This window comes from Pseudomonas sp. RSB 5.4 (assembly GCF_037126175.1).
Classification (GTDB): Bacteria; Pseudomonadota; Gammaproteobacteria; order Pseudomonadales; family Pseudomonadaceae; genus Aquipseudomonas; species Aquipseudomonas fluorescens_H.
Genome location: NZ_CP146986.1, coordinates 1916079 through 1938894 on the forward strand (window position 1 = coordinate 1916079; position 22816 = coordinate 1938894).

The following is a 22816-nucleotide window of genomic DNA, read 5'->3' on the forward strand; positions in this document are numbered from 1 at the left end:
CACTCCTTTAGCCTCGGGCGAACACGGTGTTCCAGCGTTATGCGCCGTTGCACAGATAAGTGTGGCGCAGGATATCGCCTTCGGGGTCGAGATGCAGGGTCTGGATACGATTGGTCGGTGGGATGATTTCGATTTGCCGACCCGCTCATTGCAAGCGTGGACGGAAGCACCGGGCGTTGGCGAGCGGTTTTGGCCGACGTCAAATAAATCGGCTGCGAAACGCCTTCCCCTTGTGGGAGCTCCCACAGGGGGGATTTGTGGTGTTCTGGATTTAGTGAAAATCGCGGCTTTGTACGCGAATGCCATCCAGCAGCGGACTCAGGTCGCTCAGCCGTCCGGCGATCAAATGCCGCACTTCGCCCTCGCGCTCCCAGCGGCCATCGACCCTGAGCAGTTGCGAGCCAACCAGCACCTGACGCTGACGCTCGGCCAGATCGCGCCAGACCACCACGTTGACGTTGCCGAACTCGTCTTCAAGGGTGACGAAGGTCACGCCGCTGGCAGTGCCCGGTCGCTGACGCCCGGTGACCAGCCCGGCGATGCTCACCGGCCGCCCGTGTTCGACGTCCAGCAACTCCTGCGAACTGCGGCAACGCCGCGCCCTCAGTTCCCCGCGCAACAGCGCCAACGGATGTGGTCCCAGCGTGGTGCCGATGGTCGCGTAATCGGCCTGCAGATCCTCGCCGACACTCGGTTTGGGCAGCAGCACATCGGCTTCTTCCTGACTCGGCAACCCGGCAAACAGGCCCAGTTGTTTCTGCACCCCGGCCACTTCCCAGCGCGCGCGATGCCGATGCCCGGCCATCCCGCGCAACGCGCCGGAGTCGGCCAACAGCGCCTGGGCGCGACTGTCGAGCGCGGCCCGCTCGCCCAGATCGGCGACATAGGCAAACGCCCCGCGTGCCCGCGCCGCTTCGATGCGCCGGGCGTCATCCTCGCGAAAACCCTTGATCATCCGCAGGCCCATGCGAATCGCCGGTTGCGCGCCGCTGATCGGCTCCAGGCTGCAATCCCAGTCGCTGGCGCGCACGTCCACCGGACGGATCTGCAACTGATGCCGACGGGCGTCCTGAAGGATCTGATCCGGGCTGTAAAAACCCATCGGCCAACTGTTGATCAACGCGCAGGCAAACGCCGCCGGTTCGTGGCACTTGAGCCAGCAACTGGCGTAGGTCAGCAAGGCGAAACTGGCGGCATGGGATTCGGGAAAGCCGTAACTGCCGAACCCCTTGATCTGCTCGAAGATCTGCGCGGCGAATTCCTCGGTGTAGCCGTTTTTCTTCATGCCGGCGGCGAGGCGTTCCTTGTGCGGCTCCAGGCCGCCGTGGCGTTTCCACGCGGCCATGGAGCGGCGCAACTGATCGGCCTCGCCGGGGCTGTAGTCGGCCGCAACGATAGCGATCTGCATCACCTGTTCCTGAAACAGCGGCACGCCGAGGGTGCGTTTGAGCACCACTTCAAGTTCCGGCGAGGGATAGGTTTCCGGTTCTTCCTTGTTACGCCGGCGCAGGTACGGATGGACCATCCCGCCCTGAATCGGCCCGGGACGGACGATGGCAACCTCGATCACCAGGTCGTAGAACTTCGCCGGTTTCAGGCGAGGCAGCATCGACATCTGCGCCCGGGACTCGATCTGGAATACGCCGATGGTGTCGGCGCGGCTGATCATCTCGTAGGTCGGTTTGTCTTTGTCTGGAATCGTCGCCAGGCTCAGATCCAGATGCCGGTGACGACGCAGCAGATCGAAGCAACGGCGGATGGCACTGAGCATGCCGAGGGCGAGGATGTCGACCTTGAGCAGCCCGACCGCATCGAGGTCGTCCTTGTCCCACTGAATGATCGTGCGCTCGGCCATGGCGGCGTTTTCCACCGGCACCAGCGTATCCAACGGCTGCTCGGAAATCACAAAACCGCCGGGGTGCTGCGACAGGTGCCGGGGAAAACCGATCAGTTGCCCAGTCAGACTCAGCACGCGGCGCAGCACCGGGCTGTCGGGGTCGAAACCGCCTTCCAGCAAACGCGCCAGCGGCGGTGTTTCATCGCTCCAGTGACCACAACAATCGGCTAGCGCATTGATCTGATCCGGCGGCAGACCGAGGGCCTTGGCCACGTCACGCACGGCACCGGCGGCGTGATAGGTGCTGACCACCGCCGTCAGCGCCGCACGCCGCCGGCCATAACGGCGGAACACGTATTGCAGGACTTCTTCACGGCGTTCGTGCTCGAAGTCGACGTCGATGTCCGGCGGCTCGTTGCGCTCTTTCGACATGAAACGCTCGAACAGCAGCGTGGTGCGATCCGGGTCGATCTCGGTGATACCCAGGGCAAAACACACCGCCGAGTTGGCCGCCGAACCGCGGCCCTGACAGAGAATCTGCTGATCGCGGGCAAAGCGCACCACGTCATGGACGGTGAGGAAGTAGCTTTCGTAGCCGAGTTCGGCGATCAGCTTCAGTTCCTTGTTGATCTGCCTCAGCACCTTGAAGGGCGCGCCTTTTTTCCAGCGCCAGGCGATGCCCTCTTTAGTCAACTGGCGCAGCCAGGAACTGCCGGTGTGCCCCTCCGGCACCAGCTCTTTCGGATATTGATAGCGCAACTCGCTCAGCTCGAAAGTACAGCGCCGGGCCAGTTGCACCGAGGCGTCGAGCAGCGCCGGCAGATACAGCTCGCGCAACACTTCGAGGCTGCGCAGATGCCGCTCGCCATTGGGGTGCAGGCGCAATCCGGCCTCGGCCACCGGGACGTGATGGCGGATCGCGGTCATGGTGTCCTGCAGGGCGCGCCGGCCACGGGCGTGCATGTGCACATCGCCGCTGGCCACGGCGAGAATCTGCAGCTGATCCGCCAGGTTAAGCAGTGCCGCCAACCGACGCTGGTCGTCCTGCCCGCGATGCAGCTGCACCGCCAGATACAGGCGCTGGCCGAAGGTCTGCTTCAGCCAGCGCCCCTCCTCCACGTCATCGACGCTGTCCGGCACCCACAGCGTGAGCAAACCCGGCAACGGCTCGCTGAAGTCCTCGCGCAGCACTTGGTACTGGCCCTTCTGCGTACGCCGTCGGGCCTGAGTGATCAAGCCGCACAAGGCCTGATAGCCCGCAAGGTTCTCCACCAGCAGTACCAGTTTCGGGCCGTTGTCGATGCGGATTTCGCTGCCGATGATCAGCGGCAGTTCAACCGATTTCGCCGCTTGCCAAGCGCGGACGATCCCGGCCAGCGTGCACTCATCGGTGATCGCCAGCGCCTGATAGCCGTGCTTTTTCGCCCGCTGGAACAGCTCAAGGGCACTGGAGGCACCGCGCTGGAAACTGAAGTTCGACAGGCAGTGCAGCTCGGCATAGTCGTGGCTCATGCAAACCAGCCCTGCAGCCACAACGGACCGCCCTCGCCCACGGCCCGATAGGCCCAGCCCTGCTGACCGGCACGGTTCTGGATCAGGTAGTAATCGCGACGCACATCGTCACCGTCCCACCAGCCGGACTCGATGCGCTCCGGGCCCATGAGGATCCGCGCCGAACCTTCCGGCACGCTTTGCGGCTCGCCGAGCAGCCAGCCCGGGCGCTGCACGCTCGGTAAACCTGTGCAACGTTGCTTGTCGACAGCGTTCTGCCAGGCGCATTCCGGTCGGTGGTCGGCCTGAAAGCGCAGGCCCTGCACCGCCTCATCGCCGAGCCGCGCGCGCAGGCGTTCGCGCAATTGCTCCCAGGGCAAGGTCTGTTGCGGACGGTCATCGAACAGTTCCTGACACTGCGGCACAAAACTCGGCAGATCTTCGGCGCGCAGGCGGAAGCCACGCACCGGGGCCTCGACCTGCACTTGCTCCAGTCGTCCACGGGCCAGTTCGAAAAGCATCGCCGGATCGCGCTCGGCGCTGAGCAGGCCGACCTTGATCAGCGTGTCCGGCAGCCCGGCGTGTTCCAGATGCAGGTCGAAACGCTGCACGCCGCTGTCACGCCCGCAGAGGAACGCCGACAGGTCCGCGGTCAGACGCCGTAACGGGAACAGCAGCGCCTGATGGGATTGCACGTCGAAATTGAGTTCGATGCGCACATCGAAACGATCCGGCGGCAGATAGAACGCCAAGGCCAGCGGCCGTGCCCCGAACAACGTGTCGAGATGTTTGAGCATCGACGCTTCGAAGCGCCGGGCCAGGGCCTGACGCGGCAGGCTCTGCAGCTGGTTCAGATTGCGCAGGCCCATGCGCGTCAGCGCCGTGGCGACCTGCGGCTCCAGCCCGACACGGTCGACGGGCAACTGCCCAAGGTGATGCTGCAGGGCTTCGCCGTCCGGTACTACGAGGCCGTCGTAGGCGTTGGCCAGCACCCGCGCCGCCACCGGATTGGGCGCGGCAACGATGCGATGGCGGAAACCCAGCTCAGTCAGTTCCTTGCGCAGCCGCGCTTCGAACTGCGTCCAGGAGCCGAACAGACCCAGGCTCGACTCGATCTCGAACACCACGGTGCGCGGGTAATGCACGCTGACCTGCGCACTGAACCGGTAAGCCCACGCGGCGAGAAACTGCTGCCAGCGCTCGACCTCGGCCAGGTCGTAATCGGCGGTGGCAAAGCCTTTGGCCAAAGCTTGCGCGGCGGTCATCGACTGACCGGCGCGCAGGCCGAGTTGACGCGCCGCCGGATTGACCGCTTGCAGCACGCGGCGCTGGGCCGGGCCGCTGAGCAGCACCAACGGCTCAGCGGGATCGGCACGCTGACGCAGCACGGCGTCGAGGGCCAATTGCGGGAACAGGATACACACCCAGCGCATGACGACCTCAGTGCCCCACGGCAAACGCAATCGGCGCCGTGCGCGCCAGTCCGCCACGGCACTTGAGCACGCGCAACTGGGCCGGTCTGGCGTCGATGGCGATGCGCAACGCGGCCGGCGACGGATTGATCGCCTCGCTCAACGGGCGCCAGGCAAACGCCAGGGTCTGGCCGGTTTCCGCTGCCACCTGCAAGCGCCGCAACGCGCGGTCATCGGCCTTGTGCGGCCAGCACAGCACCGCGCCGCAACTGCCCGAGCGCAGGCATTGTTCCGCCGCCCACAAGGCATCGCGCTCGCTGGCCTGAATCACCGACAACTGCCGCAGATCGACCCCGGCGTTCGCCCACGCCTGCGGGTACGGCACGAACGGTGGTGCCACTAGCACGATGCGCTCGCCCGCCGCCGACAGCCGCGCCAGCGTCGGCCACACCAGTTGCAGCTCGCCAACCCCGGGGCCGGCCAGCAGGATTTCGCTCAGTGCCGCTTCCGGCCAGCCACCGCTGGGCAGTGCCGCATCCAGCGCGGCATGGCCGGTGGGTTGCGGGCTGGCCGTCGGCGGCGCAGGCCGGCCCTTCCAGACCTGGCCGCCATTGAACAGCGTATCGAGTGCAACGACGGCGCCCATCAGCCTTGCCTCACCAGACCGCAGAACACGCCTTCGATGGCCAGGTCCTGATCATCGCGCACGACAATCGGCTGGTACGCCGGGTTGCGCGGCAGCAGCCGGACCTCATCGCCGACGCGCTCGAAGCGTTTGATCGTCACTTCGCCATCGAGCCGCGCCACGACGATCTGGCCGTTGAGTGCTTCGGGATTGCGCCGCACGCCGACCAGATCGCCGTCGAGAATGCCGTCCTCGATCATCGAGTCGCCCTGCACCCGCAGCATGTAGTCGGGGGTACGGGAGAACAGCGCCGGGTCGAGCATCAAGCGGCTATGGATATCGGCATCGGCACCGATCGGCGCACCGGCGGCCACCCGGCCGAGCACCGGAATATCCAGGAGCTCCGGTCGCGCCGGCTGCCCGAGCAGGCGAATGCCCCGGGCCTGATGCGGATTGACCTCGATAAACCCGGCTTCGGTAAGCGCCAGCACATGCTTGCGCGCCACGCTGCGCGAGGCAAAACCAAAAGCCTCGCTGATTTCAGCGAGGCTTGGGGGCTGACCGTGTTCGGCGATGCGTTCGCGGATAAAGGTCAGGATGGCGGTACGGCGGGGAGTCAGATTTGTCATGGAGTACATTTGTACTCCTGTGGGATTTTACTGACAAGCACCGCCAGTCGGCCCAAGCCGACCTTCCACAAAGATCAAAAGATCGCAGCCTCGTTTCACTCGGCAGCTCCTACAAAGGAGGCGACTCGGGACTGTGTAGGAGCTGCCGAAGGCTGCGATCTTTTGATCTTTTTAAAGATCGCAGCCTGCGGCAGCTCCTACAGGGGAACGGGGTGTCAGTTGAGGCCACGTTCGGCGAGGAAGGAGGCGATGTAATCGATGAACGCCACGACCTTGGCCGTGGCCCGTCGATGGCTCGGGTACACCGCGAGAATGTGCGGGCCGAAGGTGTCGGGGTCGATTTCATAGTCAGCCATGACCCGCACCAGACGCCCATCGGCAATGTACGGCGCGGCGCTCCACAGCGGCGTGTGCAGCAAGCCGCGTCCGGCCAGCGCGCTGGCCAGCAACAGGTCGTAATTGTCGCTGCGCAAGCGCGGCGCCGTCGGTTGCGCCAGGCTCAGGCGCTGGCCGTCGCGTTCGGCCCACCAGAACTCGCGGCTGAGCAACGGGTGCTGATACAGCAGCCATTCATGCTGCTCGAGGGTTTGCGGGGTGACCGGCCAACCCTTGCGCGCCAGATAGTCCGGGCTGCCGCACAACGCCAGGCGATTGCTGCCGACCACCCGGGCAATCAGCCCCGGCAGGTCGTCATGGCCTTCGCGCAAGGCCAGGTCATAGCCGCTTTCCAGCAGATTGACGAACGCGTCGCACAGATCCACTTGCAGGCTGATCTGCGGGTATTGCTGCAAAAAGCCGTCACACACCTGATCGAGAAACGCCCGCCCGTACGCCAACGGTGCAGTGATTTTCAGGCTGCCGCGCAGACCGTGCTGCAACTGCTCGATCTCTTCTCCGGCCTCCTCCAGCCGCTGCAACACCAGCCGCGCGGTTTCCAGGTACACCCGGCCGATTTCGGTGAGCAGAATCCGCCGTGTGCTGCGCTCGAACAGTCGCGCGCCGAGTTCCGTTTCCAGGTGATTGACCGCTTTGGTCAGGGCCGACGGGGTCTTGCCCAATTGCTCGGCCGCGCGGCTGAAACTACCGAGTTGCGCGGTGACCACGAACATTTTCAGTGCACCCAGCTTGTCCATGCTTTTTCCATTCAGGCAAAAACGTTTTTCGTGAGGGAGGCGTTCTGTCGGCCAGTGTCAGCCACTAATCTGGCCATCAGACGCAATAACAAGGAAATCTTCAATGAAAAGATTCATCCCGAGTCTGCTGGTGAGCGCGATAAGTTTTGCCTCGATGGAAGCCATGGCCGCCACCGATCTGGTGCTGGTCAACGGCAAGATTTTCACCGCCGACCGTTCGCAACCAAAGGTGCAGGCGCTGGCCGTGGAAAACGGCAAGGTGCTGAAAGTCGGCAGCGATGCGCAGATCAAGGCGCTGATCGAACCCGGCACGCAGGTGATCGACCTCAGCGGCAAGACGCTGATGCCTGGCTTGATCGACAGTCATTCCCACGCGATTTTCGGTGGCCTGGAAATGGTCTCGGCCAACATGGAAGACGAAGTCGTCGCCCTCGATGAATTGCAAAAGCGCCTGCGCGCCTGGCGTGATGACGGTAAAGCGAAGCACGGCGATGTGCTGAGCATCGCCGGCATGAGTTCGGCGTACTGGGCGCAGGCCGAGGCGCTGGGCAAGACCTTCAACCAGGGCGAATGGGCCGACGTGCCGGTGGTGTTCACCGGCAGCGATCACCACACCGCGTGGGCCAACAACGTGATGCTCAAGCGCGCCGGCATCGACGCGGCGTTGCTCAAGACCCTGCCCGCTGCGGAACAAGACACGATCGGCAAACTGGCCAGCGGCGAGCCCAACGGTTTTCTGGTCGACGCCGGTTGGGATCGGGTCGCCGCGAAAATGCCGGTGCCGAGCCCGGCCGATATGCTCACCGCGGCCAAATCCGCTGTGCGTTTCAACAACAGCCTCGGCATCACCGCGTGGATGGACCCCGCCGCCAACGCCGCACCGGGCGAGGCCGTGTTCGCGCTCAAACCCACCGAGAAAACCGTCGGCGTCCTGCCGGCCTACAAAGCGCTGTCGGAAAGCGGCGACATGAGCGTGCACGTCGCCGCGTTGCTGGTCGCCAACCCGAAAAGCCTGCCGGCCGATCTCGATACGCTGGATAAGGTGCGCCAGCAATTTCAGGGCATCCCCAACCTGACCCTGCCCGGAGTCAAGATCTTCGCCGATGGCGTGATCGAGTACCCGGCGCAGAGCGCGGCGATGATCGATCCGTACCGCAACTCGCACAAACAGGGCGAGCTGCTGATCGACCCGCAGCATTTCGGCGAACTGGTCAGCGCCATCGACCAGCGCGGCTGGCTGGTGCACATCCACGCCATCGGCGACCGTGCGGTGCGGGAATCACTCAATGGCATCGAACGCGCGCGCAAGGATCGGCAGAGCGGCATTACTCACTCGATCACCCACCTGCAAATGGTCAATCCAAAAGAGTTCGCCCGCTTCAAACCGCTGAACGTGATCGCCTCGATGCAACTGCTTTGGGCCAGCGCCGACGACTACACCACCGACATGATCAAGCCCTACGTCAGCGCCCTCGCCTTCCGCTATCAATACCCGGCGCACTCGCTGCTGAAACAGGGTGCGACGATTGCCGGTGCCAGCGACTGGCCGGTGTCGTCGCCCAATCCGTTCAACGCCATGGCCCAGGCCATCACCCGCGTCGGCCCGTTGGGGGTGCTGAATGCCGATGAGCGTCTGGACCGCGAAACCATGTTCTACGCCTACACCGCCAACGCGGCGCGGACCATCGGCCTCGACCAGCAGATCGGCTCGCTGACGCCGGGCAAACAGGCCGATTTCATCGTGGTCGACCGCGACGTGTTCAGCGTCGACGAAAAAGCCCTGCATGCCACCCAGGTTCTGCAAACCTGGTTTGGTGGGCGTCAGGTCTACACCGCCGCCCAATAACAACAGGATCCCTCCCTCTTTTGTGGGAGGGGGCTTGCTCCCGAAGGCGTCCGGTCAGCAAACATTTCGATACCTGACCCACCGTTTTCGCGAGCAAGCCCGCTCCCACAGGGACTTTCACCCTACCCAAGCATTTCCACTGCATTTTCCAGCCCCCATAACAATCACAACATCGGGACTTCACATGAAAGCCTTGCCCTTGCTCGCCCTGAGTTCCTTGAGTCTGTTGCCCTTGAGCAGCCAGGCGATCCCCTTGAACGACGACTTCGCCGTGCTGGTCGACCTGACCCTGGCCAGCGACTACCGGACCCGCGGCATCTCGCAAACGCAAAACGACCCGGCCCTGCAAGCCGGCCTGACCCTGACGCACAGCAGCGGTTTGTACGTGGGGGCCTGGAGTTCCAACGTCGATTTCGGCGATGGTCTGAAAACCCGTCAGGAAGTCGATTACTACGCTGGCTTGCTGTGGCAGGCCACCGAGGACGTCAGCCTCGATCTGGGTTACCTCAAGTACGCCTACCCCAAGGAAAGCCAGTTCAACCAGAGCGAGGTCTACGGGATTCTCGGCGTCTACGGGGTGAAGCTGGCGGCGTATTACTCCAGCGATGCGCCGGGGGTCGACAGCAAGCAGAGCTCGCTCTACACCTATGTCGGTTATGAAACCGAGCTGCCGTTCGATTCCGGGCTGAAACTGCGTTACGGCAACATGGACTTCAAGGACCCGCACCTGTACTCGGCGTCCGGGCATGGCGAGAACAGCTATCGCGAATGGGAGGTCAAACTGACCCACAATCTGGCCGGGGTGGTGTTGGGCCTGAGCTACATCGACACCGATCTGTCGCAGAGCCAGTGCTTGAGCAACTGGGGATTCAAGGATGTGTGCACCGCCACTGTCGTCGCCAGCCTGAGTAAATCCTTCTGAAAATCACGATTCCCCTGTGGGAGCAGACTTGCTCCCACAGTTGATTGTGGTGAAGCTAAGAACCAAGTTGTGCCAGGTAGTCCCACGGGTAGATCCCGCGTTGATGGCCGTCGCTGAACACCAGTTGCACGCCATACCCCTGCGGGTTGATCTCGATCAGACGAACACGGTCATCCACCAGCGGAGTAACGCCTTTCAGGCGAAACGCACGGCACTGCGAGCACGGGCACTGGCGGCGCAGTTCGGCGTGATTGAACAGCGACTCGCGGCCGTCCGGCCAGCTCAGGCGCAGGGTCTGCTCGCTCTGCGAATTGCCCAGCGACAGCGGGTTCATTGCAGCTGACTCAAGGCAATCCGCACCGCTTTGCGCACTTCCGGATCACCGTCATCCTGCGCCGCCTGCAACGCCGCCACCGCGCCGCGATCATTCAACTCACCGAGGGCCAGCGCGGCTTCCTTGCGCAGGTTGCTGATGCGATGGCCGAGGGTCTCGATCAGAGCGTCCAGCGCCGGTGCAAAACGCAAACGACCGAGGCTGCGAGTGGCGCGCAAGCGCACTTGCCAATAGTCATCGCCGAGGGCGGCGATCAACGCCGGACCGGCGTCGCTGTGGCCGACTTTGCCCAGCGTCGTGGCCGCTTCTTCGCGCACTTGCCAGGCAGCGTCCTGCAGCGCCTGACGCAGGGCCGGCAGCACTTCGCCACCGGACGCCAGACCGAGGGCACCGGTGGCGGCGCGGCGCACTTCGGTGTCCGGGTCGGCGCTGGCGAGTCGCGCCAAGGCTGGCAGTGCTTCGAGCTGTTTGAGCCAGCCCAGAACGCCCACGGCTTCGCGGCGTACGTTGGCGTCGCTGTCGTTGAGTGCCGCAATTGCAGCCGGTGCGGCCTCGGCGAAACGCAGTTCGCGCAAGGCACGGAACGCGGCGATTCGCACACTGACTTCGGCGTGATCGGTCCACGGCAGAATTACCCGGCCTGCCGCTTCGGTTTTGAGCAGACTCAGGCTTTGCGCGGCGGCTGCCTGCACGGCCGGAGACGGATCGGTCAGCGCCTGACACAGCGCAGTCACCACCGGTTCGTCCTCCCAGGCTTCCAGCAGCCGCGCGGCTTCGGCGCGGACTTCTTCGGCGGGATCTTCGCTCAGTTTTTCAACCAGCCACAGCAGGCCGTCCGGCTCTTCCAGGTCAGCCAGTTCAATCAGGGCAATGCGCCGCACACCGGCATCATCAGCGGTCAGACGCGGTTGCAGGGCAAGGATGTCGTCGTTATCGGTCACAGCAAAAAATGAGGTCATAGGGCAAATCGCGGCAAAGGGATTTCGGGAGGCAGGCCGAGCGGGTTGAGGCGCGGCAGCGGTCGGGGGTTGTCGTGGCGCAGCAGGTCGAGGCAATGGCGTTTGAGGCGGGAGAATTCGGGGCTGGTCACCAGTTCGCTGGTACGCGGACGCGGGAAGTCCAGGCGCAGGTCCTCGATGATTCGCCCCGGTCGCGCGCTCATCACCAGCAAGCGATCGGCGAGAAACAGCGCCTCGTCGATATCGTGAGTAACGAACACCACGGTGGTGCGGATGCGCGTCCAGATGTCCAGCAGCAATTCCTGCATGTTCAAGCGGGTCAAGGCATCCAGCGCACCAAACGGTTCGTCCATCAACAACAGCCGTGGACGGTTGACCAGCACCCGAGCGATCTCGACCCGTTGTTGCATGCCGCCGGAAAGCTGATCGGGCCAGCGTTCGGCGAAGCCGTCGAGGCCGACCAGTTTGAGCATTTCGTCCGCCGCGCGATGCCGTTCAGCCTTGCCGATGCCGCGCATCTTCAGGCCGAAAGCGACGTTGTCGCGCACCGTGCGCCACGGAAACAGCGTGTGATGCTGGAACACCATGCCACGTTGCGGCGACGGCCCGCAGACCTCGCCGCCATCGACTTTGAGGCTGCCGGCATGGGCTTGCAGGTGCCCGGCCAGTGCACCGAGCAAGGTCGATTTGCCGCAACCGGACGGGCCGAGAATGCACACGAACTGGCCCGGCTCGATCTGACAATCCAGCCCCTGCACGGCTTCGAAAGCGTGTTGGCCTTCGCCGAGAACGATCGACAACTGGCGAATATCGATCCGCCCTTCGGGGGTTTGCATTGCGCTCATCAGGCTTTTCCTCGTGGTCGGTGCCAGGGCGTGAACAGCCCGCCCAGACGCTTGATCAGCAGACTGCTGCCCATGCCCAGCACACCGATCAGCAGCATGCCGACGACGATGTCGGCGTAGTTCTGAATGGTGTAGGACTCCCAGGTGTAGTAACCGATGCCGAACTGGCCGGAGATCATTTCCGCCGTGACCAGACAGAACCACGAGGTGCCCATGCCGATGGCGAGGCCAGTAATGATGCTCGGTGCGGCGCCGGGCAAAATCACTTCCAGCAGAATCGCCCGACGCCCTGCCCCAAGGCTTTTTGCCGAGGCGATCAGCCGTGGGTCGACCCCTTCCACCCCGTGCACGGTGTTGAGCAAAATCGGGAACAACGCACCGGTGAAGGTGATGAATACCATCGACAGCTCCGACGACGGGAACATCAGGATCGCCAGCGGAATCCATGCCACCGCCGGAATCGGACGCAGCACTTCGAGTGGTGGCAACAGCAGGTCTTCGGCCCATTTCGAGCGGCCGATGGCGAGACCCAGGGCGATGCCGATGATCAATGCCGCGAGATAGCCGGCGAACACGCGGCTGAGGCTGGCAGTCAAGTGTTGCAGCAACTTGCCGGAATCGCCCAGACCCAGCGCCGCTTCGATCACGGCCAGTGGGGTTGGCACGTTGGCGAAGGTGACCAGGCCGAGGTTCCAGTGGTGACTGGCGGCGAGTTGCCAGAACAGCAGGCAGAGCGCTATGGAGGTTGCTCTGGTGATCCAGCGGGGTTTTGGGATTTTCATGAATCGGGTTTCCATGTTTGGAGCGGTGTGATGGCTGAGATCGCCCCCCTCACCCCAGCCCTCTCCCCCAGGGGGGCGAGGGGGAAAGGGAGCAGATCTTCAAGCCTTTCAAAATCTCGGTTCGGCTCGATAGCGAGCAGATATTCATGATTTTCAAAAACTGAGTTCGGCTCGATATTTCAGGTCGGCTTAGCTCCCGCAAACACCTCGTTCAGTCCCCTCTCCCTCCGGGAGAGGGCTAGGGTGAGGGTGAGTTTTTGATCTTCAATTAGCGGGCAGCCACGGCCTGGGTCGTGGCATCGGTAAAGTCGAAGACCTTGCCGCCCTGCGCCGCCGCATATTGCTGGGCCTGGCCCTTGAGCAGAAACGCGCTCAAGCGGCCCTTGGCATCGCTGGCAAACCACGCCTGATCGGCAAGCAACTTGATCCCGCTGTCACTGGCCTGCGCATACACCGCGCGGATGTTTTTGCCTTCCTGCTTCAACGCGGCCAACGCGGTGAAGGCCGATTCGGCGGAGGCGTACTGGCGTACTTTGTCTTCACCGCGCACCCAGATTTCGGCGACGTGACTGAAGTCAGTGATCGCTTTGCCGCTGGCCGCATCCAGCGCTTTCAACGGTGTTTGCGCGTAATTGGCGAGTTGCGCGGTGTAGTCCAGATTCGAGGCCTTGAAGGCGGCGCGGATGTACTGATCGTCGATGAAGGTGTTGAGGTCGAGGCCGCGATCAGCCTTTTTCAACAGCTTCAGGGTATCGATCGCGGTGCCAACGGCCTGACGGTATTCCGGCTTCCAGCTCAGGTCGCGGGTCTGTACGCCGAGCGGGCCGTGGAACAGGTAGTTGACCTCGGCATCGACGCCGGTGACTTTGGCGATCAGCTCGCTGTACTTCTCAGGTTCAGCGGCCAGCAACTGGTTGGCCTCGATGCTCGCGCGCAGGTAGGCGACGACGATTTCCGGGTACTGTTTCGCGTAGGCCTGATCGACCAGCGCGCCGTGGAAAGTCGGCGCATTGGCCTGGGCGCCGTCGTAGATCTTGCGGGCGAAACCACGGCTCGGGAACAGTTCGGCGAACGGCACGAAATCGGCGTGGGCGTCGATCTTGCCGGCCTGCAGCGCGGAGCCGGCGACTTCCGGTGGCTGAGCGATGATGTTCACGTCTTTCAGTGGATCCCAGCCCTGCTCCGCCACCGCGCGCAGCAGCATGCCGTGGGCGGTCGAGGCGAACGGCACCGAGATGGTCTTGCCCTTGAGTTCGCTCAGCGCCTGCACCCCGGACGCACTCGGCACCACGATGCCGTTGCCGCTGCCCTTGATGCTGCCCGACAACACGCTGATGAACAGGCTGTGCTTGCCGGCGGTCTCGAACGCCACACCGTTGAACGCGCCAGGGAAATCGGCCATGGCGCCGAAGTCGAGTTTGCCGGCGACCATCTCGTTGGTCAGCGGCGCGCCGCTGGTGAAGTTCTTCCACTGCACGTCGTATTTCGCGTCTTTATAGGCGCCGTCGTGCGGCAGGTATTTGTCGAGCAGACCGAGCTCACGAATCAACAGTCCGCCGGCGGCGCAGTTGATGGTGGTGTCCTGGGTGCCGATGGCGATGCGGATGGTTTCGGCCGAGGCCGACAGGGTGAATGAAGCCAGTACCAGACCGGCGATTGCTGCACGCAACATGAGTGTTTCCCCTCGAATCATTTATAGGATGTTCGTCTCCGCCGCGATCAGGGCGCGGTGGGAAACGAGGGGTTTCGGTGAATCCAGCGTCCGGGGTTTCCGGATGGCTTTGGGTTGTCTGGGCGGGCCTCTTCGCGAGCAAGCTCGCTCCCACAGGGTTTTGGCGTACTCAATTTGTGCAGTAACTCGATCCATTGTGGGAGCGAGCTTGCTCGCGAAAGCGGCGTATCTGTCGACATCATTGCTAAATGACCCACCGCTTTCACGAGCAGGCTCGCTCCCACATTTCGAGCAGGATCAGCGCAGGAGATAAGGGATTTCGACTTTGACGGCACCGGTCGGACAATCCTTCTCACACGGCATGCAGTACCAACATTCATCAAATGCCATGTAGGCCTTTTGTGTGGCCGGGTTGATCGCCAGCAGGTCCATCGGGCAGACGTCGACGCACACGGTGCAGCCTTTTTCGGCGATGCATTTGTCCTCGTCCACGGTGACCGGGGCGTTGGAGCGGAAGAAGATTTCCTGGGCTTGATAGGCCATGGTTCGAACTCTCTCTGGTGATGCATCAAGCGGCGAACGCGCCCACGCGCAAGCGGTCGTAAGCCTGCATTTCTTCGGCATCGAGCGGGATGATGTACGGCTCGACGGGTTTCTTGAAACTGGTCATGCGGCCGTCTTCGCCCTTCTTCAGATGGCAATGGCAGAACCACTCGCTGTCGTTGCGCTGCGGGTGATCGACGCGGTAGTGGTACAGGCCCCAGCGGCTCTCGGCGCGGAACAGCGAAGCGCGTGCGGCCATTTCCGCGCAGTCGCGGATCACGCTGGTTTCCATCGCGCGCATCAGCTCGTGAGCGTTGTTGGCTTTCATCTGCTCAAGATCACGTTCGATGTCGCTGAAGCGCTGCAGACCGATCTGCATTTTCTTGGTCACTTTCGGCGGTTGCAGGTAGTCGTTGACGAAGCGCCGCAGCTTGTACTCGACCTGCGCCGGCGGCAGACCGTGCTCTCGATCGAGCGGTGCGTAGACCCGCGCTTGCTCCTTTTCGATCTGTGCGGCATCCAGCGCGGAAAACTCGCGCCCGGCGACAAAATCCGCCGCGTTGTGCCCGGCGAACCAGCCGTAGGTGAACGCGCCGAGCATGTAGTTGTGCGGCACAGCGGCCATGTCACCCGCCGAGTACAAACCTTTCACCGAGGTCTCGGCACGCTCGTTGACCCACACCCCGGACGCCGAATGGCCGCTGCAAAAACCGATCTCCGAGATGTGCATCTCGACCATCTGCGTGCGGTAATCGGTGCCGCGATTGGCGTGGAACTGGCCGCGACTCGGGCGTTCGTTGCTGTGCAGGATTTCCTCGATGTTCTGGATGGTTTCCTCGGCCAGGTGATCGAGTTTGAGGAACACCGGGCCGTTGCCGCTTTCCAGTTCCTGGTGGAACTCCCACATCATCTGTCCGCTCCAGTAGTCGCACTCGATGAAGCGTTCGCCCTTGTTGTTGGCGGTGTAGCCGCCGAGCGGGCCGGTGACATAGGCGCAAGCCGGGCCGTTGTAGTCCTTGATCAACGGGTTGATCTGGAAGCATTCGAGGTTCGCCAGCTCGGCCCCGGCGTGATACGCCATCGCGTAGCCGTCGCCGGCATTGGTCGGGTTCTCGTAGGTGCCCATCAGATAGCCCGAGGACGGCAGGCCGAGGCGACCGGCCGCGCCGCAGGCGAGGATCACCGCTTTGGCCTTGATCACATGGAAGTCAGCGCTGCGGCAATCGAAGCCCATCACGCCGTTGACCGCGCCCTCCTCGTCGGTGAGCAAACGGGTGCAGACCAGGCGATTGGTGATGCTCACCCGCGCACGTTTCAACTGGCGATAAAGCACCTTTTTGATGTCGTGCCCTTCCGGCATCGGCAGCACGTAGGCACCCATGTGGTGGACTTTTTTCACGGCGTAATCGCCGGTTTCGTCCTTCTCGAACTTCACGCCCCAGCGGTCGAGTTGCTCGATGGTTTCGAAACTGTGAGTGGCGTAGGCGTACACCGCCGCCTGATTAACGATGCCGTCGTTGGCAATGGTGATTTCCTTGGTGTACTGCTCCGGCGTCGAGTGGCCGGGGATGATCGCGTTGTTCAGGCCGTCCATGCCCATGCTGATCGCGCCGCTGCGTTTGACGTTGGCCTTGTCGACCAGCAGCACGCGCAAATCACGGTTCTTCTCTTTGGCCTTGATCGCCGCCATCGGGCCGGCGGTGCCACCGCCAATCACGACGATGTCGTATTCCTGCTCTAAGGTCTTGCGGGTCATGTCACGCCCCTTTTTGCCGGTCGATCCGCAGGCGGTACTGGAACGCATCGCCACGGTAGTAAAGGTGTTCGAAGTCCAGCGGCTGGCCGTTGGCGTCGTGGGTCAGACGCTCGATGCGCATGATCGGCGAGCCAGCCTCGACGTTCAGCGCCTGGGTCAGGTCGCTGTCAGCCAGCACCGCGTCGATCGCCAGATCGGCGTGACCGAGGGCGATGCCGCAGTCGTTTTCCAGAATCAGGAAGATGTCGCGAGTCACTAGATCGGCCTTCTCCAGCCGTTCGCCGATGGCTTTGGGCAGGTAGGTGATTTCCAGCGAAATCGGCTCGCGGTTGATCAGGCGTACTCGTTTGATCTGCGCCACGGTCTCGCCTTCGGCGACTTGCAGGCGCTCGGCGACACGTTTGTCGGCGGGGATGAATTTGAAACTGCGCAGACGGTTGATCACCTCGTAACCGCGCCCGGTCATGGACTCGGCGAGGCCTTGCAGGCTGCTGACGTTTTGAAAGGTTTTCGGCTTGGCGACGAAGGTGCCTTTGCCATGGATCTTGAAGATCAGCCCTTCTTTCTGCAGATCACCCAGCGCCTGGCGCACGGTGATGCGGCTGACTTTGAACAGCGTGCCGAGTTCGCTTTCGGACGGCATCTGGCTGTCTTGCGGATATTCGCCATCGAGAATGCGTGCGCGCAGGACGTCGCGCAGTTGGGTGTGCAGCGGGACGCTACTGAGGGACAGGACGTTATCGGTCATCAGGGATCACTTGTTATAACGAGTTATGACGTGATCTTAGAGACATTATGACAAGCTTGAGAAATACCGAATGGGCATAACCTTAGACACGACGACACACAGACCTTTGTGGGAGGGGGCTTGCTCCCGAAGGCGGTGTGTCAGGCGATGGAAATACCAGCAATGCCGGCCTCTTCGGGAGCAAGCCCCCTCCCACAAGGAAATGATGTTGTGGTCTGGAGGATCAGTGGCGTTTGAGGATCTGGTCCATGACCCAATCGGTTTTGAGGGCTTGTTCGGCCACCGCCGGATGTTGCGAATCACCACGAATATGCGCATTCATGCCGAGCACGTGATGCCACTGAATGTGCTCGTGATGGGGGATTTCCAGACTGATCTGTTCGTCGGCAAATAGCTGAACCGGATGCTCATCGAATACGGAAAAACTGATGCGCCCTCCACTGCCGATAATCTCGACCCGGTCCTCGCGCCGATCCGCAGCAAAGCTCCAGCAGCCCATGCCCAGTGCTCCGCAGGCGAAGCGCCAACTGGCGCTGACCGCGTCTTCCGCCGCATACAAACCAGCCTGGCGCGCGGTGAAACCGGCGACTTCGACGATATCGCCGAGCAGGTACTGAAACAGGTCAAAACCATGGCTGGCCAGGTCGGCAAAGTAACCGCCACCGGCCACGTTCGGGTCGGTTCGCCAGTTGGCGCTGCCGTCCAGATCCGCCGCCGAGGGGGCCTTGGTCAGCGTCCAGCTCAGGTGCCGCACCTCGCCGATGCGGCCCTGCGCCAGCCATTGGCGCACTTGGGCAAAACGCGGCAACGAACGGCGGTAGTAGGAAACGAACAGGTGCAAACCGGCGGCGGCAAACGCCTGCTGCATCTCACGACTCTGCCTGGCGTTGAGCGCCATCGGTTTCTCGACGCAGCAATGCTTGCCGGCGGCGGCGACTTTCAGGCTGTAGGCGTGGTGGCTGTCGGGTGGCGTGGCGATGTACACCGCGTCCACCTCGGGGTCGTTGATCAGCGCATCGACATCGGTATAAACCCGAGCGATGCCATGGCGCGCGGCGTAATCGGTCACCGCTTCAAGGCGGCGGCCCATCACCGCCACCAGAGCCGAGCCGGGCGCCTTGTAAAAGGCCGGCCCGCTCTTGCGTTCGGTCACACTGCCGCAACCGATCATGCCCCAACGCACCACGTCCATGCTCAACTCCCTTTGTTTGAAACACTCAGCCGATGCGCAACGCGCGCAGATCGAGGTGGCCGTCCTTCAGCGGCGGGCACCAGTAATAGCCGCCGGTGATCGGCCGGCTGATGCGATACAGACCGTCAGGGATGCCGTCTTCCAGACCGCTCATACGCCGCAGTTGGGCTTCGAAGGCGTCCAGCGAAACACCGAACGCGAGGAACATCAGGCCAGCACGTTCGCCTTCGATCCACGGCATCGAACGACGCACGACGAAGGCTTCCGGGGCGAAGCTTTCCTGGGCGGTGCGTTTGACGTGGGCGGAGACCGGCGCGTCGTCGATCTCTTCGTTGTCGCTCAAGCGACGGCCCATGATGTTGTCCTTGTCTTCGGCGGACAGCTTGTGGAAACCCTTGAGGTCGTGCTGCCACTGCTGGATCGCGGCGAAACTGCCACCGACCAGCCCGTCAGCACCTTCGCCCAGCAACGCGGCGGCAATCGCGGCGTCATCGTGCGGGTTTTCGGTGCCGTCTTCGTAGCCGGTCAGGTCGTGGCCGTCCTTGTGGCGGAAAGTTTCCTGCGCTTGTACCAGGCGCAGCGCTGGGGCCAGCGCGGCTTCGAAGGCGTTGCAGCGATTGAGCAATTCACCACGGTCGACACCGTGCAGCCAGACCCACAGTGCGTGCTGGGTCGATGGGTTTTCCACGCCGACGCCGGTCATCGCCGGGAAGCTGCGCAGACCGTCGATCTGCACATTCAGGGCCTTGGTCAGGGATTCACCGAAACCGATCACAGCCGATTTGCCGTCCACCAGATTCATCAGGTTGTCGATCGCCTGCGGCAGTGCGGCTACCGACTCGAGGGCGAAAAACAGGTGACGTGCTTGCGCAGGAACGGGGGTGGCGAGAATGCCCGGCTGGTAGTAACTCATGTGAACTCCTTGGGAAAGTGCGCGGGAGTTTACCTGTAGCCGGAGGGTTTGTGGGGTTGAAATACTGGTGAGTGGCGCACGGAAGCCTGTGGCGAGGGAGCTTGCTCCCGCTCGGGGGCGAAGCACCCGCAAACCCCGCCGGCAAGGTGTGTCTGGAAGAATGGCGTGGCAGGTTTTGGGTCTGCTGCGCAGCCCGGCGGTAGCAAGCTCCCTCGCCACAGGGGACCGATGTCTAAGCGGTGCTTGCATCCTGGCGCCACGCACTCGGGCTCATCCCCGTCCAGCGCTTGAACGCCCGGCGAAAACTGCGCACGTCGCTGTAGCCAACCTCTTCGGTGATGCGTTCAATCGGCATCTCAGGATTGGCCAGCAGACTCATGGTCCGCGCCTGACGCACCTGTTCCAGCAGCGCCTCGAACGTCAGTGCATGCTCGGTCAAACGGCGGCGCAGGGTGCGGCTGCTCATGTTCAGGTCGCCGGCGATTTTTTCGATATGGCTGCCCCGGCTCAAGTCCCGGGCAATCGCCCGTTCCACTGCCTGAATCAGATCGAGTTTCTGATGTACCTGCGCCGCTTCCAGCTCCAGCAAGGCAACCGCCTGACGCAGCGCCAGCGAATGATGATTGGGCAGGTTGACGTCCAGCCACTGGACATCGATCAGCATGCGATTGTGCAGGCAGCCGAAGCGCACATCGGGCCCGAGCAGGCGGTGATATTCGCTCAGGTAATCCGGCGCGGCGTGCACGAACTCCACGGCAATCGCCTTGAATTCATTGCCCGCCAAGGCCCGGCCATACACCAGCAGGCTGGCGAAAAATTCTTCAACCGCAAACACCTGCACATCGGCGAACGGCAAGCGACATTCGGCATCGAGGTGCACCTGGTCGCCGACCACATCGACACTGGACACCACGATTCCGCCGGAGGTGTGCTGGTGGCGGATGCCCAGGGCAAAGGCATCGCGCAAGGTCTTGCACAGCGACAGCACGTGCCCGAGCAACCCCAGCGTACCCAACACATTCTGCGCCCCGACCCACAGCCCCAGCCCCTGATTGGGCAGCACTTTGAGCGCGCGTTGAATCATCGCCACGGCCTGACGGTAGGAAATGCGTTGCGCCGGATCCTGCAGATCTTCAAAGGTGAAACCCAGGCCACGGCACAAGCTTTCGGGGTCGATGCCTTTGTTCTGCGCGACTTCGGCGAGGGTTTGCAGGAGAAACGGCGAGACCAGCGCCAGTTCAAAAGTGGGGTCTTGGACTTTTACGTTCATGGGGACTGACATTCCGGATCACGCTTGATTGTTATTTTTGTAACCGGTTATGTCGAAGGAAGTTAGCACAGGGTTGGCCGACTGTCCGCAGAAGCCCCCCTAACTGTCCGCCAATACCCTGCCCCGTCGCACGCCAAGCGCTTATTTCTATGGTGCCGGACGTTCTGCGTAGCGGCGCCCCGTCCCACCACAATAATAATGAGGACAGCCATGAGCCCGAACCGCGCCACATTCCCCTCGCGTCTGGCACTGACTTTGCTCGGTTGCACCGCGTCGCTGCCGGCCCTGGCCACCGAGGCCGGCGTCGACAACATCGGCCCCGGCACCGACGGGTTCTTCATGCTGCCGCTGGAAGTCGACAGCCTTCCGCAGAACATGGTCGCGTTCAACCTCTACTACAACCATTACAAGTCGACCAAGCTCAACATCAGCTCGTTGGGCGGCAACGTGCCGAATGTCGAGATCGAATCCACCGCCGTCATCCCGCGCATTGATTACCTGAGCCCGGTGCGCATGTTCGGCGGACGTCTGGCCGGCTACATCGCCCAACCGTGGCTGAAGCAGGAAGTCTCGGTATACGGCCTCAGCGATACCCGCGAAGGCATGGGCGACACCACCATCGCGCCGATCATCCTGTGGGACATGGGCAAGAACCTGACCCTCGGCGCAGCCCTTGAAGTCACGGTGCCCACGGGTGAATACAGCGTCGATCGGCTGGCCAACACCAGCAACAATTTCTACACCTACAAGCCGCTGTTCTCCTTCACCTGGTTGCCGACCGACAAGACCGAAGTGTCGATGAAGACCACCTACAGCTTCAACGAGAAGAACAAGGACACCGACTACAAGTCCGGGCAGATCTTCCACTTCGATTACTCGGCCAGCTACAAGATCACCGACGATGTGATGTTCGGCCTCAACGGCTACTACCTCAAGCAGACCACCGACGACAAACAGTACGGCCACACTGTGCAGTTCGCCGGGCAGGATGTGGACGACGGTGTGCGCGGCAAAGTCTTCGCGATTGGCCCGGCGCTGCACCTGACCTTTCTCAAGTACGCCAGCGCGGAGATTCGCTGGGCCAAGGAGTTTGACGTGGAGAACCGGCCAGAGGGGGAAATGTTGTGGGCGAAGGTGAGTATTCCGTATGCGTTCTGAGTGCATTTGTAGGAAGGTGCGCGCGGATTTGTAGGCTGGAAACCTGAAAAACACAGTGGAGGAATAGGCCTACAACGGCGGTCGAGATTGCCGGACAACGGACGGAAACGTCCGGCAGATTCCAAAGGGGCGCTTGCAGATACTGGGCTTCGTTATCCCATGGTTCTTCGAGAGCTCATGGGGTACATCGTCTGCCAGTGACGACAATGGGCCATTCCCCCTTAAACTGCTGAGATTGATCACGGAGATCACTATGAGCTTATTACTTTCCCCGTTTTACTCTGACTTCGAATCCGAAGAAGAGGCAGAGAGCTACGATCGCTGGTTTCGTGCCAAGGTGCAGGAGGCACTCGATGACCCCAGCCCTGGCATTCCCCATGATGAAGCTATGGCAATGCTTGACCAGATGCTGGAAGAGATGCGCAGGAAGCGCTGCGCTGCTGCTTGAATGGAGCGATCAAGCTCTGAACGATCTGGCTGACATTATCGATTACGTTGAACAATACAACTCCAACGCTTCAGTGGCTCTACAGCACAAGGTTGGTGCAGCAACGCAAAGGCTCTCATCAATCCCCTATGGTTACCGGGCCGGTCGAGTGTCAGGCACTCGGGAAATGGTGGTCAATCCGAACTATCTGCTGGTCTATCGAGTGAACGGGCGCATCAAAATACTGACGTTAGTCCACACCCGACGACAATACCCACGAACCTCATCAACATAAAAAAGGGCGGCCATCAGGCCGCCCAAA

At 62.4% G+C, this 22816-nt stretch carries 21 protein-coding genes and 1 pseudogene; 6 read left to right on the plus strand and 16 right to left on the minus strand.

Annotated features, from left to right (window positions below):
* Positions 1 to 121: 121 nt before the first annotated feature.
* Positions 122 to 202 (plus strand): annotated as a pseudogene (locus V9L13_RS08440) (flavin reductase family protein); the annotation flags it as partial.
* Positions 203 to 271: 69 nt separating this feature from the next.
* Here the strand turns inward: V9L13_RS08440 and V9L13_RS08445 are convergent.
* From V9L13_RS08445 to V9L13_RS08465, 5 genes are all read right to left on the minus strand, one after another.
* The gene (locus V9L13_RS08445) at positions 272 to 3370 is read right to left on the minus strand and encodes an error-prone DNA polymerase (RefSeq protein WP_338802172.1); all 3099 of its coding nucleotides are present in this window, start codon (positions 3368 to 3370) and stop codon (positions 272 to 274) included.
* A complete protein-coding gene (locus V9L13_RS08450) occupies positions 3346 to 4761 on the minus strand; it encodes a DNA polymerase Y family protein (protein WP_338802173.1) in 1416 nt (471 codons plus the stop codon). The genes V9L13_RS08445 and V9L13_RS08450 overlap by 25 nt, the downstream gene beginning before the upstream one ends.
* A 7-nt stretch (positions 4762 to 4768) precedes the next feature.
* Positions 4769 to 5386 carry a translesion DNA synthesis-associated protein ImuA gene (imuA, locus tag V9L13_RS08455; RefSeq protein ID WP_139053725.1) on the minus strand — a complete coding sequence of 206 codons (618 nt, stop codon included), beginning with the start codon at positions 5384 to 5386 and terminating at the stop codon, positions 4769 to 4771.
* A complete protein-coding gene (lexA, locus tag V9L13_RS08460; RefSeq protein WP_003225601.1) occupies positions 5386 to 6003 on the minus strand; it encodes a transcriptional repressor LexA in 618 nt (205 codons plus the stop codon). The genes imuA and lexA overlap by 1 nt, the downstream gene beginning before the upstream one ends.
* A gap of 206 nt (positions 6004 to 6209) precedes the next feature.
* Positions 6210 to 7127 (minus strand): LysR family transcriptional regulator, encoded by a 918-nt coding sequence (locus V9L13_RS08465; protein WP_338802174.1) that lies wholly within the window; start codon positions 7125 to 7127, stop codon positions 6210 to 6212.
* A gap of 103 nt (positions 7128 to 7230) precedes the next feature.
* Here V9L13_RS08465 and V9L13_RS08470 point away from each other — a divergent pair, with 103 nt between their 5' ends.
* Entirely contained in the window at positions 7231 to 8973 is a 1743-nt protein-coding gene (locus tag V9L13_RS08470) for an amidohydrolase (protein ID WP_338802175.1), read from the plus strand.
* A gap of 184 nt (positions 8974 to 9157) precedes the next feature.
* Positions 9158 to 9895, plus strand: a complete 738-nt coding sequence (locus V9L13_RS08475; RefSeq protein ID WP_338802176.1) for a TorF family putative porin — start codon at positions 9158 to 9160, stop codon at positions 9893 to 9895.
* 55 nt (positions 9896 to 9950) lie between these two features.
* On the opposite strand, the gene V9L13_RS08480 is transcribed toward V9L13_RS08475, so the two are convergent.
* The 11 genes from V9L13_RS08480 to V9L13_RS08530 all read right to left on the minus strand — a co-directional run bounded on the left by V9L13_RS08480 (position 9951) and on the right by V9L13_RS08530 (position 20909).
* A complete protein-coding gene (locus tag V9L13_RS08480; protein WP_103521660.1) occupies positions 9951 to 10229 on the minus strand; it encodes a DUF971 domain-containing protein in 279 nt (92 codons plus the stop codon).
* A complete protein-coding gene (locus V9L13_RS08485; protein WP_338802177.1) occupies positions 10226 to 11188 on the minus strand; it encodes a HEAT repeat domain-containing protein in 963 nt (320 codons plus the stop codon). The genes V9L13_RS08480 and V9L13_RS08485 overlap by 4 nt, the downstream gene beginning before the upstream one ends.
* Positions 11185 to 12033: an ABC transporter ATP-binding protein gene (locus V9L13_RS08490; protein ID WP_338802178.1), complete on the minus strand. Its 849-nt coding sequence runs from the start codon at positions 12031 to 12033 to the stop codon at positions 11185 to 11187. The genes V9L13_RS08485 and V9L13_RS08490 overlap by 4 nt, the downstream gene beginning before the upstream one ends.
* Positions 12033 to 12815, minus strand: coding sequence for an ABC transporter permease (locus V9L13_RS08495; RefSeq protein ID WP_338802179.1), 783 nt, complete (start codon positions 12813 to 12815; stop codon positions 12033 to 12035). The genes V9L13_RS08490 and V9L13_RS08495 overlap by 1 nt, the downstream gene beginning before the upstream one ends.
* A gap of 268 nt (positions 12816 to 13083) precedes the next feature.
* Positions 13084 to 14508 (minus strand): ABC transporter substrate-binding protein, encoded by a 1425-nt coding sequence (locus tag V9L13_RS08500; protein WP_201137429.1) that lies wholly within the window; start codon positions 14506 to 14508, stop codon positions 13084 to 13086.
* 276 nt (positions 14509 to 14784) lie between these two features.
* Positions 14785 to 15030: a ferredoxin family protein gene (locus tag V9L13_RS08505; RefSeq protein ID WP_007959413.1), complete on the minus strand. Its 246-nt coding sequence runs from the start codon at positions 15028 to 15030 to the stop codon at positions 14785 to 14787.
* Between the two features lie 25 nt (positions 15031 to 15055).
* Positions 15056 to 16786, minus strand: coding sequence for a fumarate reductase/succinate dehydrogenase flavoprotein subunit (locus V9L13_RS08510; protein WP_003225617.1), 1731 nt, complete (start codon positions 16784 to 16786; stop codon positions 15056 to 15058).
* 1 nt (position 16787) lies between these two features.
* Positions 16788 to 17534, minus strand: coding sequence for a GntR family transcriptional regulator (locus V9L13_RS08515; protein ID WP_047597718.1), 747 nt, complete (start codon positions 17532 to 17534; stop codon positions 16788 to 16790).
* Positions 17535 to 17757: 223 nt separating this feature from the next.
* Entirely contained in the window at positions 17758 to 18726 is a 969-nt protein-coding gene (locus V9L13_RS08520; protein WP_338802183.1) for a Gfo/Idh/MocA family oxidoreductase, read from the minus strand.
* Positions 18727 to 18751: 25 nt separating this feature from the next.
* Positions 18752 to 19639, minus strand: a complete 888-nt coding sequence (locus tag V9L13_RS08525) for a Dyp-type peroxidase (protein ID WP_338802184.1) — start codon at positions 19637 to 19639, stop codon at positions 18752 to 18754.
* Positions 19640 to 19871: 232 nt separating this feature from the next.
* Entirely contained in the window at positions 19872 to 20909 is a 1038-nt protein-coding gene (locus tag V9L13_RS08530) for an AraC family transcriptional regulator (RefSeq protein WP_338802185.1), read from the minus strand.
* 210 nt (positions 20910 to 21119) lie between these two features.
* Here V9L13_RS08530 and V9L13_RS08535 point away from each other — a divergent pair, with 210 nt between their 5' ends.
* From V9L13_RS08535 to V9L13_RS08545, 3 genes are all read left to right on the plus strand, one after another.
* Positions 21120 to 22067: a transporter gene (locus V9L13_RS08535; protein WP_338802186.1), complete on the plus strand. Its 948-nt coding sequence runs from the start codon at positions 21120 to 21122 to the stop codon at positions 22065 to 22067.
* A 253-nt stretch (positions 22068 to 22320) separates the two neighbouring features.
* Positions 22321 to 22515: a stability determinant gene (locus tag V9L13_RS08540; protein WP_338802187.1), complete on the plus strand. Its 195-nt coding sequence runs from the start codon at positions 22321 to 22323 to the stop codon at positions 22513 to 22515.
* A complete protein-coding gene (locus tag V9L13_RS08545) occupies positions 22448 to 22789 on the plus strand; it encodes a type II toxin-antitoxin system RelE/ParE family toxin (protein WP_338802848.1) in 342 nt (113 codons plus the stop codon). Before V9L13_RS08540 ends, V9L13_RS08545 begins: the two co-directional genes overlap by 68 nt.
* Positions 22790 to 22816 lie beyond the last annotated feature (27 nt).

Coding starts and splice junctions, on each gene's coding strand:
- V9L13_RS08540 (WP_338802187.1), top strand. CDS start 22,321: ATGAGCTTATTACTTTCCCCGTTTTACTCTGACTTCGAATCCGAAGAA.
- lexA (WP_003225601.1), bottom strand. CDS start 6,003: ATGTACTCCATGACAAATCTGACTCCCCGCCGTACCGCCATCCTGACC.
- imuA (WP_139053725.1), bottom strand. CDS start 5,386: ATGGGCGCCGTCGTTGCACTCGATACGCTGTTCAATGGCGGCCAGGTC.
- V9L13_RS08495 (WP_338802179.1), bottom strand. CDS start 12,815: ATGAAAATCCCAAAACCCCGCTGGATCACCAGAGCAACCTCCATAGCG.
- V9L13_RS08480 (WP_103521660.1), bottom strand. CDS start 10,229: ATGAACCCGCTGTCGCTGGGCAATTCGCAGAGCGAGCAGACCCTGCGC.
- V9L13_RS08535 (WP_338802186.1), top strand. CDS start 21,120: ATGAGCCCGAACCGCGCCACATTCCCCTCGCGTCTGGCACTGACTTTG.
- V9L13_RS08450 (WP_338802173.1), bottom strand. CDS start 4,761: ATGCGCTGGGTGTGTATCCTGTTCCCGCAATTGGCCCTCGACGCCGTG.
- V9L13_RS08465 (WP_338802174.1), bottom strand. CDS start 7,127: ATGGACAAGCTGGGTGCACTGAAAATGTTCGTGGTCACCGCGCAACTC.
- V9L13_RS08520 (WP_338802183.1), bottom strand. CDS start 18,726: ATGGACGTGGTGCGTTGGGGCATGATCGGTTGCGGCAGTGTGACCGAA.
- V9L13_RS08545 (WP_338802848.1), top strand. CDS start 22,448: ATGAAGCTATGGCAATGCTTGACCAGATGCTGGAAGAGATGCGCAGGA.
- V9L13_RS08525 (WP_338802184.1), bottom strand. CDS start 19,639: ATGAGTTACTACCAGCCGGGCATTCTCGCCACCCCCGTTCCTGCGCAA.
- V9L13_RS08510 (WP_003225617.1), bottom strand. CDS start 16,786: ATGACCCGCAAGACCTTAGAGCAGGAATACGACATCGTCGTGATTGGC.
- V9L13_RS08475 (WP_338802176.1), top strand. CDS start 9,158: ATGAAAGCCTTGCCCTTGCTCGCCCTGAGTTCCTTGAGTCTGTTGCCC.
- V9L13_RS08505 (WP_007959413.1), bottom strand. CDS start 15,030: ATGGCCTATCAAGCCCAGGAAATCTTCTTCCGCTCCAACGCCCCGGTC.
- V9L13_RS08490 (WP_338802178.1), bottom strand. CDS start 12,033: ATGAGCGCAATGCAAACCCCCGAAGGGCGGATCGATATTCGCCAGTTG.
- V9L13_RS08530 (WP_338802185.1), bottom strand. CDS start 20,909: ATGAACGTAAAAGTCCAAGACCCCACTTTTGAACTGGCGCTGGTCTCG.
- V9L13_RS08500 (WP_201137429.1), bottom strand. CDS start 14,508: ATGATTCGAGGGGAAACACTCATGTTGCGTGCAGCAATCGCCGGTCTG.
- V9L13_RS08470 (WP_338802175.1), top strand. CDS start 7,231: ATGAAAAGATTCATCCCGAGTCTGCTGGTGAGCGCGATAAGTTTTGCC.
- V9L13_RS08485 (WP_338802177.1), bottom strand. CDS start 11,188: ATGACCTCATTTTTTGCTGTGACCGATAACGACGACATCCTTGCCCTG.
- V9L13_RS08515 (WP_047597718.1), bottom strand. CDS start 17,534: ATGACCGATAACGTCCTGTCCCTCAGTAGCGTCCCGCTGCACACCCAA.